At 60.2% G+C, this 9,141-nt stretch carries 11 protein-coding genes; 8 read left to right on the top strand and 3 right to left on the bottom strand.

Translation table 11 applies throughout. The annotated features are described in order from the left end of the window. A partial coding sequence (locus BQ17_RS22905; protein WP_218068331.1) for a hypothetical protein occupies positions 1–267 on the top strand: 267 nt, incomplete at its 5' end. Positions 268–558: 291 nt separating this feature from the next. On the opposite strand, the gene gloB is transcribed toward BQ17_RS22905, so the two are convergent. The 3 genes from gloB to BQ17_RS16965 form a co-directional block, all read right to left on the bottom strand. Beyond that, positions 559–1,338 carry a hydroxyacylglutathione hydrolase gene (gene gloB, locus BQ17_RS16980; RefSeq protein ID WP_089729099.1) on the bottom strand — a complete coding sequence of 260 codons (780 nt, stop codon included), beginning with the start codon at positions 1,336–1,338 and terminating at the stop codon, positions 559–561. Positions 1,339–1,942: 604 nt separating this feature from the next. Further along, complete coding sequence (locus tag BQ17_RS16970) at positions 1,943–2,539, bottom strand: GspH/FimT family pseudopilin (RefSeq protein WP_089729095.1); 597 nt, start codon at positions 2,537–2,539, stop codon at positions 1,943–1,945. A 150-nt stretch (positions 2,540–2,689) separates the two neighbouring features. Then, the gene (locus BQ17_RS16965) at positions 2,690–2,935 is read right to left on the bottom strand and encodes a hypothetical protein (RefSeq protein ID WP_089729093.1); all 246 of its coding nucleotides are present in this window, start codon (positions 2,933–2,935) and stop codon (positions 2,690–2,692) included. A gap of 368 nt (positions 2,936–3,303) precedes the next feature. On the opposite strand from BQ17_RS16965, the gene BQ17_RS16960 reads away from it, so the two are divergent. From BQ17_RS16960 to BQ17_RS16935, 7 genes are all read left to right on the top strand, one after another. Beyond that, entirely contained in the window at positions 3,304–6,282 is a 2,979-nt protein-coding gene (locus BQ17_RS16960) for a ribonucleoside triphosphate reductase (protein WP_089729091.1), read from the top strand. A 287-nt stretch (positions 6,283–6,569) separates the two neighbouring features. Next, positions 6,570–6,770, top strand: a complete 201-nt coding sequence (gene nrdD, locus BQ17_RS16955) for an anaerobic ribonucleoside-triphosphate reductase (protein ID WP_243725298.1) — start codon at positions 6,570–6,572, stop codon at positions 6,768–6,770. Between the two features lie 23 nt (positions 6,771–6,793). Next, the gene (locus BQ17_RS22095) at positions 6,794–6,985 is read left to right on the top strand and encodes a hypothetical protein (RefSeq protein ID WP_176722490.1); all 192 of its coding nucleotides are present in this window, start codon (positions 6,794–6,796) and stop codon (positions 6,983–6,985) included. A 113-nt stretch (positions 6,986–7,098) separates the two neighbouring features. Then, positions 7,099–7,788 (top strand): anaerobic ribonucleoside-triphosphate reductase activating protein, encoded by a 690-nt coding sequence (locus BQ17_RS16945; protein WP_089729085.1) that lies wholly within the window; start codon positions 7,099–7,101, stop codon positions 7,786–7,788. A gap of 149 nt (positions 7,789–7,937) precedes the next feature. After that, entirely contained in the window at positions 7,938–8,345 is a 408-nt protein-coding gene (locus BQ17_RS16940; RefSeq protein WP_089729083.1) for a DUF4332 domain-containing protein, read from the top strand. 28 nt (positions 8,346–8,373) lie between these two features. Continuing rightward, positions 8,374–8,502: a hypothetical protein gene (locus tag BQ17_RS23545; protein WP_256091657.1), complete on the top strand. Its 129-nt coding sequence runs from the start codon at positions 8,374–8,376 to the stop codon at positions 8,500–8,502. A gap of 92 nt (positions 8,503–8,594) precedes the next feature. Further along, positions 8,595–8,933, top strand: coding sequence for a TusE/DsrC/DsvC family sulfur relay protein (locus BQ17_RS16935; protein WP_089729081.1), 339 nt, complete (start codon positions 8,595–8,597; stop codon positions 8,931–8,933). The last annotated feature ends 208 nt before the right edge of the window (positions 8,934–9,141 follow it).

The raw sequence follows: 9,141 nt of genomic DNA, 5'->3' as shown, positions 1-9,141 counted from the left end.
CCGCCGGGAGAGGGTTGGGGAGAGGGGATCAAAAGGATGAATCGCTCTACTTTTTCACTTATAAATTTACCACTACCACAATCTTCGATGCGACTTATGAGCATTATCGCACTTGTTGCGAGTATTGCCTTTGGTTCGATCACGATGTTGAGTGACGAAGATAGCGATAAGAATGACCTGTATATCGTAACGGTGTTTTTGATAGCCGCATTTGCGCCGAAGGCCGTGCAAAAATTCGCAGAGGCGAAGCTCCCACCGAAGGATTAGCCGAAACAATGGGGAGGGCCTTATAGCTGAGAGGCTGTCTGGAAACTAATACACTGATTTTATTGGTTTTCAGTTGGAAAACTGTAAATTTCAGTCGTTTCGTACCAAACCGTCGATTCCTTTTAGGTTCCTTACATCCCTTATTTTTTGCCGCAAATGAACGCAAATAGACGCAAATTCAAGCTGTGATCTTCATTTGCGTTCATTCGCGTTCATTTGCGGCTGAATCCTTCGGCAGGCAGTTGAGACCAAGGCACCTTGACTTTTTAGACAGCCTCTGACCCCTGACGGCTAGTCGTATTGCCCGTCCTTCCAGCGCCGCAGGGCCGTGAAGACCTCGGCGCCGGTGGTCAGCGATTTGCCGGACGCGGCTTCAGCGGCGGATCTGACCGTCGGTATCCCGGTGCGCAGAAAGGGGTTGGTCGCCAGCTCTTCGCGCAACCGGGAAGGGACGGTAGGCCGACCCAGGGCGCGGAGATCGGATACCGCCTGTTTGCGTTGGGCGATGGCGGTGCTCTCGGGCTCGACCCGGCCGGCGAACCCCAGGTTGGCCAGGGTGTACTCGTGAGCGCAATAGCAGCGGGTCGCTTCCGGCAGAGCGGCGATGCGTTCCAGGGAGGCGGCGAGCTGATCGAAGGTGCCGTCGAACACCCGCCCGCAGCCGGCCGCGAACAGGGTGTCGCCGCAGAAGAGGGCACCGGCGCCCAGGTAGGCGATATGGGTCGAGGTATGCCCCGGTACTTCTAGGACCTGGAACCGCTCGCTGAGATCTGGGATCTCGATTGTGTCGCCCTCGCGGACCACATGGGTGAGCGCGCAGATCCGCCGGTCCTCGGGACCCAAGACCCGGACCTTGGGAAAGGCCGCCCGCAGATCCTCCACGCCGCCGATGTGGTCGTCATGGTGATGGGTGACCAGGATGGCGCTAAGTTCCAACCCTTGCGCCTCCAAAGCCGCCAAGACGGGCCCCTCGTCCCCCGGATCCACCACCGTGGTCTGGGTGCTGCCCGAGTCCCTCAACAGCCAGATGTAGTTGTCGTCGAATGCCGGTATGGGGCTGATATCGAGCATGGGTCGCGTCTCCTTAATGTAGGGTGGGCTGTGCCCACCGAATGGGCTGCTTTGGAGTGCGCCGGCAAAGCGGCGCGTCCGAATCAAACCTCGATAATAGGGATACCAGCGGCGGTTGCCGGGAATCCGGGCATTTGAGGTTTCACCCGCGCCGCGGCGACGGTGCTTTCCCCTGGCCGCAGCGCCCTGACTTGGAATGGAGGTGTCGCCGAATCCAAAGCGGCGGTGGGCTTGTGCCCCTTGGCCAACATCCAGGTTATGCCAAGCGCTGTCGGTTCCGGTAAGCACTGGAGTAAGGTTGCCGCCTGCCTGGCGGCAGACAGGCCGCACTCCAAAACGTCCGGTGGTACCCTTCCATGATCCTTGGCAGTCCGGAATCCATGAAAAACCTTAGAGGCTGTCTAAAAACTAACACATTGATTTTCGGCTGGCTCCCCAGGCTCCAGCGTGGGAACGCAGGTGTGGCAGCTCCAGCGGCCAAAGTTTCATGACGCTGGAGCGTCCGGACTTGCTCCCACGCTGGAGCGTGGGAGCCAGAGAGAGAAATTTACCACTACCCAGGATTGCTTTTAACCAAACAGCTTCCGAATGCGACAAAGTGGAATTATGGACACGAAATATCCCCACTCCCACCATTCAAGATCCCGTTTCCATCGCTATCCACGGCCCGCCGCAGGCGTCCGCTCGGAGACAGGACAACGGCCCGCGCGGCCTGCACCCCGCGCTCGTCACACAACCGCCAGGTCGCATTGAAGCCTCGGGACGCCCCTAGATCATCGAAGGTTATCCGGATCCGCCCGGCGCGCAGCGTCATGTCATCGATTCCTTCCCATACGCGCAATAGGCAGTCTTCCCCGGTCCGGCAGGCGCCGGTGCCCAGGTCCAGCTTGGCGTCCCGGTCATAGTCCGCGAACAGGATCCAGCCCTTTTCCCATTGTTTCCGGCCGTTGCATGCGGGCTTATCGGCTTGTGGAGAGGCACTGGCGCACAGGGTCACCGGCGTCCCCCGTTTGACGGCCTCGTTGCGCGCCAGATTGACCGCCGCCACGAACTCATTGAGGCGGCTGACCGCCCGATTGTTCAGAACCAAATCCCGCAGCGCCGGGACAGCCAGTGAGGCAACCACGCCGACGATCGCGACCGTGATCAGCAACTCGATGGCGGTGAAGCCGGAAGGCGTGAATTTTTTGTGCAGGCACAAAATCGTTCAGACCTCGGCAAGTCGGACATAACAAGTACCGGGGACCATCTTCTCGATCCCCCTCTCCCCAACCCCTCTCCCGGCGGGAGGGTGTCGCAAAAGCTCCTCTCCCGGTCTCTGGTTCCCACGCAGCGCATGGGAACGAGAGAACTAAGCCTGACTGATGACCAGTTGGGTCGGCAACTCGGCATTCAGATTCTCCCCGGTAACCAGAAGAGCCGACAAAATGTCGGCGATCCCAGAGGCCGACAACATGTCGTCGGTTCCGGGCCGGCTGGGACCGCCGTCTTCCAGACGGCTTACGGCCCCCATGACCAGCTGTCGCCTTCCGGGTCGCACCGGATAACGCTGGACAGCCGGCAGGTTTGGTTCCCGGGTATACGCAATGGTGGACACCGGCCCGATGCTCTCCGCGGCGCGGAGCTTCCGCGTAACTAGGTACGAGAGGGGGTGCGCAAAAGCCCGCGTAGGGCGGATAAGCTTGCGCCATCCGCCGTATGCCAGCTACCTCCGTCGGGTGGCGGCCAGGCTCCTTCCTGCGTCGGGACGGGGCCTGACCCGCCCTACGGGCCACCATCCGGCGGGTGACGGCGCGCCCACCGTCGCGGCAATCGCGGCGCCTGGCGCACGCGCCTGACCCGCCTACGGGCTCGAATCCAGGCCATATTGATCTCGATCAAGAAACTATATCTGGTAATCCGATAAATTTTCAACCACAATATATTGTGTAAACGGCCTGGTTTATTCGACTGTGGATCGAGCTCATGCACGCTACCTTTCCCCGTGTCGCGACCCTTCCCACCCGCGTGCGCAAGCGCGACGGTCGGGAGGTCCACTTCGACGCCCGCAAGATCGAGTCCGCCATCCTGCGTGCCGGTCAGGCGAGCGGGGAGTTCGGAACCCTCGAGGCCACCGGACTCACGACGCAGGTGGTCAAGGTCATCAGCCATCGCCTGGAGCTGGGCCGCATCCCGGATATCGAGGGCATCCAGGACGTGGTGGAGCAAACCCTGATCGCCGCCAACCACTTCGAGACCGCCCGCGCCTACATCGTCTACCGCGAGCAGCACTCACGGCTGCGCGCGGACCGCCGTACCCTGGTGGATGTGGCCGCGTCCGTCAACGAGTACCTGGACCGCTCCGATTGGCGCGTCGCTGCCAATGCCAACCAGGGCTACTCCCTGGGCGGGTTGATCCTCAACAGCGCCGGCAAGATGATCGCCAACTACTGGCTCTCCCACGTCTACCCGCCGGAGATCGGTGCGGCCCATCGGGAGGGGGACCTCCACATCCACGACCTGGATATGCTCGCCGGCTACTGCGCAGGCTGGTCCCTGCGCACCCTCCTGCACGAAGGCTTGAACGGCGTTCCCGGCAAGGTGGAGGCAGGTCCCCCTAAGCACATGTCCTCCGCCGTGGGCCAGATCGTCAACTTTCTCGGCACCCTGCAGAACGAATGGGCCGGTGCCCAGGCCTTCTCCAGCTTCGATACCTACATGGCCCCCTATGTCCGCAAGGATCGTCTGAGCTATGAGCAGGTCAGACAATCCGTTCAGGAACTCATCTATAACCTGAACGTGCCCTCCCGGTGGGGTTGCCAGTGTGTCGACGAGGAAACGGAATGTCTGACGGAAAACGGCTGGAAGCGCCATGACCAGATTATTGAGGGGGAGAAGATCGCGACGGTCGACTGGCGTGATAATCGGCTGGAGTATCTGGAGCCGCTGGCGATAACCGCCTACGACTTCGACGGCGAAATGTACGTGCTGCGCAACCGCACCCAGGAGCAGTGGGTAACGCCCCGGCACAAGGTGATGCGCAAGCTGTTCAACAGCGACAACCGTTGGGTACTCGAAGACATCGAAGCGGTGGCCGAGCTGAAGTCGCCGGTCATCGTGCCCAACGCCTGGGAAACCACTTCGGTCCATGAGGTGGACGACAACCTGGTCGAGCTCCTGGCCTGGGTCGTATCCGAGGGAAATTTCGATTTCAGCGACGGTCGCCACCGCATAAGTCTCTGGCAGTCCACCGGTAATCACGAAAACGCCGCCGCCATTGCGCGGGTTCTGACGGCGCTGGGGCTGACCTGGCACGAACGGCTTCAGACCGGAGCCTACGCCAACCACCCGGTCTGCCGCTATCGGCTCAATGCGGAAGGCAGCGAGCTGGTGCTGCGCTACACGCTGCGAAAGTGCGTGCCGCCGCTGATCCGCACCCTTTCGGCGCGCCAGATCAGGCTCTTCTTGGACACCTACATTCGGGGCGACGGCAGCGTCGAGCCGAACGGCCGCATCCGCATCTACACCAACGACCGGGAGAACCTGGATGCGCTGCAGGAACTTTGCGTCCTGGCAAGCTACGGCAGTACCGTCCACACGCGAGTGGACTCGGGCGTTCACGTGCTCAACATCGTCCGCAACCGTGAGACCTACATCCAGACCATTCAACGCCGCGCTTACCGCGGCAAGGTCTGGTGCCCGACCACGCGCAACGGCACCTTCATTGCACGCCGTCGCGGCAAGACCTTCGTTACCGGAAATACCCCCTTCACCAATCTCACCTTCGATTGGGTGTGCCCGGAAGACCTGCGTGAGCAGACCCCGGTCATCGGCGGCGCAGAGCAGCCCTTCACCTATGGTGAGCTCCAGGCGGAGATGGATCTGATCAATCGGGCCTATATCGAGGTGATGACTTCGGGAGACGCCAAGGGACGCATCTTCACCTTTCCTATCCCTACCTACAACATCACCGAGGACTTTCCCTGGGAGAGCGAGAACGCGGACCGGTTGTTCGCCATGACCGCCAGATATGGACTCCCTTACTTCCAGAACTTCATCAACTCCGAGCTCAAGCCGAACATGGTGCGCTCCATGTGTTGCCGGCTCCAGCTCGACCTGCGCGAGCTCCTCAAGCGCGGCAACGGCTTGTTCGGCTCCGCAGAGCAGACCGGCTCGATCGGCGTGGTGACCATCAATTGCGCGCGCCTGGGACATTGCTATTCCGGCGATGAGGAGGGGCTGTACGCCCGGCTCGATACCCTGTTGGAGCTGGCCCGCAACAGCCTGGAGATCAAGCGCAAGGTCATCCAACGCCACATGGACCAGGGGCTCTTTCCCTATACCAAACGGTTTCTGGGCACCCTGCGCAACCACTTCTCTACCATCGGCGTCAACGGCATCAACGAGATGATCCGCAACTTCACCCAGGATGCCGATGACATCACCGGCGCGCGGGGTCAGGCCATGGCCGCCCGTTTCCTGGACCGGGTGCGCGCGCGGATGGTCGAGTTTCAGGAACAGACCGGGCATATGTACAACCTGGAGGCCACCCCGGCGGAGGGCACCACCTACCGCTTCGCCAAGGAAGACCGCAAGCGTTACCCGGACATCATCCAGTCCGGGACCCCGGAAGCCCCCTATTACACCAACAGCTCCCAGCTCCCGGTTGGGTTTACGGACGATCCCTTTCAGGCCCTGGCATTGCAGGAAGCACTCCAGTCCAAATACACCGGCGGCACCGTACTGCATCTCTACATGAGCGAGCACATCTCCGACGTGGAGGCCTGCAAGCGCCTGGTAAGGCGCTCGCTGACCAATTTCCGTCTGCCCTACATCACGGTGACGCCCATCTTTTCCATCTGTCCCAAGCACGGCTACCTCCCCGGTGAGCACGAGTTTTGCCCGAGCTGCGACGAGGAGCTGAGGGCGCAGAAACGGGTGCAAATGCCGGAGCAGGCCGCCTGACTCTGGGGAGTGATGAGTGATGAATGGCGGTGTTGCTTGCACGTGCGGGGATGAATCGGTTTTTCCTTTACTCAATACAGCTAAGGGGGTTGTTCAGGCACAAGATTTCTCGCTGCGCTCGAAATGACAATGCCGTGCTCGCAATGACAAGTTTGGTATTTATTCGCGTTCAGTTGCGGCAAAAAACAAGCACCGGAGAGACCAAAGAAATGACCAATCTCAATGTTATCGATCTACACCACCAGGCACCTGACGATGAGGCACCGTCAGGCGGACTGCCGGCGGGGATCTGTGCCTCGGAGCAGGCACCCGAGGTCCGGCTGGAGGATTGCGAACGTACGCGCTGCGAAGTCTGGACCCGCGTCATGGGTTATCACCGCCCCGTCTCCGCCTTCAATGCCGGCAAGCGCTCCGAACACCGGGAACGGCAATACTTCAGCGAGTGCCCGACGGCAGCAGCGGAACGGATGCTCGAGCGCGCCGCGTAGGATGGACGTAGGATGCGGTGAGCATGGTTGGTCTTTCAGGATGGCACCACGAGGAGACGCGAACCGCATCAATGGTGCTTTTTGCCGCCAATGAACGCAAATCGCTTTTAAATCCGCAGATTGCGCAGATTGCGCAGATTGCGCAGATTGCGCAGATTGCGCAGATTGCGCAGATTTTTGCAGATAAAGAAAATGAAAAACGAAATAATCTGTGAGAATCTGCGTAATCTGCGGACAGAAAAGAGCATGTGATCTTTTGCGGTCGATTTGCGTTTATTCACGTTCATTTGCGGATAAATGCTCAATCTAACCGGAACCGAAGATTCCCATGACACCTGCGGCCCAATCATTGCGCATCGGCGGTCTCACCCCCATGACCACCATCGACTACCCAGGGGAGCTCGCGGCCGTTGTCTTCTGTCAAGGCTGCCCCTGGCGCTGCCGTTACTGCCATAACGGCCACCTGCTTCCGCCCGAAAGCGAGCACCAGATCCCCTGGTCCGATATGTGTGCCTTTCTGGAGAAACGCACCGGGCTGTTGGACGCCTTGGTCTTCAGCGGCGGCGAGCCGACGCTGCAAGCCGCCCTGCCGGCGGCCGTAAAAGAGGCCAGATCAATGGGCTTCAAGATCGGTCTGCACACCGCCGGCCCTTACCCGGACCGTCTGCGCCGTCTATTGCCCTTCATCGACTGGGTGGGATTGGATATCAAGGCGCTCCCCGCGGGTTATCCGGCGGTTACCGGGGTCCCGGACTCCGGTGAGCGGGCCTGGGAGAGCCTGGCGCTGCTGCTCGACGCGGGAATCGCGTTGCAGGTAAGGACAACGGTCCTGCCGGGCTGGCGCGACGAGCCGGACCTCCGGCCCCTGGCGGACCGGCTCGCGGCCATCGGCGTCAGGAACCATGTGCTGCAACGTTGCCGCACGGAATCGACCCTGGACCCAAGGCTGGGAACGGCGGGGAATCCCCTTTCACCCCGTCCACTTGAACCACGCATAGACACGAATTCACACGAATAAGGATTCGTGTCTATCAACAATATCCTTCTGATATTTTTTGCGTCGTCTCCCGCTTTTCCGCTGACTGTTACAGCACCGGAATATTCAGGGTGGGTGAATTTCCGATGCGATCTCGGGGACCAGTTCCCCGCCACTGACGGAGAATATGTATGACCACTCCCATTAAAGACCTCAAGGGTACTACCGACAGCATCGTTTTCGCACTCAAGGGCAAGGGCATTACGGATAACGAAAAGCTGTTGGAGGCTGGCGCCGATCCCGCTGGGCGCAAAGAACTCGCCGCCCTCTGTGGCTGTGATGTCAAGATCGTCCTGGAGCTCTGTAACCGTGCCGACCTCGCTCGGATAAAAGGTATCTCGGGTGTCTATTCGGATTTGTTGGAAGAGGCAGGTGTGGACACCGTCAAGGAGCTGGCTACGCGCCGCCCGGATAATCTGCACGCGAAGATCAACGAGACCAACGACCAAAAGAAGCTCACGCAGCGCCCGCCTGCCGTTGGCCTGGTAGAGGACTGGGTCAACCAGGCCAAGACGCTGCCGAAGGTATTGCGCTATTAGCCCGCCGATCTGACCAGGGCGGCTGGTGGTGCAGAATATTTCCTCGTTGGACCGCTTTCTCGGCGCCGGCTTCGGCATCTTCTCCGGCAGCGCGGTGGCCTGGGCCGTGCTGCGCTTCAGCCCCGCTGCCTCCCGCTGGGCGGCAGACGGGACCTGACATTCAGAGATATACATCGCCGCGGGAAATCTATGTATGATGGGTGGATACCCCCTGCAACAATCGGCTAACCGAGATGAGAGGAGCGAAACATGGCCATTGAGGTGCAAGGCAAGACCATCGAAACCGACGCCAACGGCAACCTGGTCAGCCCCCAGGACTGGAACCGGGACGTGGCCGAGAAGCTGGCCGCCGAGGAAGGCATCGAGCTGACTCAAGAGCACTGGGACGTGCTGGAATACCTGCGCGACGAGTACCTGAACAACAACGGCAACCAACCCATGGAACGCCAGATCAACAAGGACATGGGTAAGCGCTGGGGCAAGAAAATCAGCAGCAAGGATCTGTACAAACTCTTCCCCAAGGCACCCAGCAAACAGGGCAATAGGGTCGCCGGTCTGCCCTTCATAGCGCGCAAAGGGGGATACTGAGCGAACGGGACCCGGACCGGTCGTTGGATCCGATCGGTTGGATCCGATAGCAGGGCAGTGCAGTGCACTGCCCTTTTCGTTTCCGGGGATCGGCTTGTATGGTTTGGAGGTCTCCTCTAGTACCTAGTTTTAATCGATCTTGCAGATTCATAGCTTTCAGGGATGAACCACCCTCCCCAAAATCTTCATGTCTTAAGTGGCAAATCCC

This window comes from Candidatus Thiosymbion oneisti (assembly GCF_900092655.1).
GTDB lineage: Bacteria > Pseudomonadota > Gammaproteobacteria > Chromatiales > Chromatiaceae > Thiosymbion > Thiosymbion oneisti.
The sequence above is the reverse complement of the archived record's forward strand: the minus strand, read 5'-3'. Positions and strand labels throughout refer to the sequence as shown.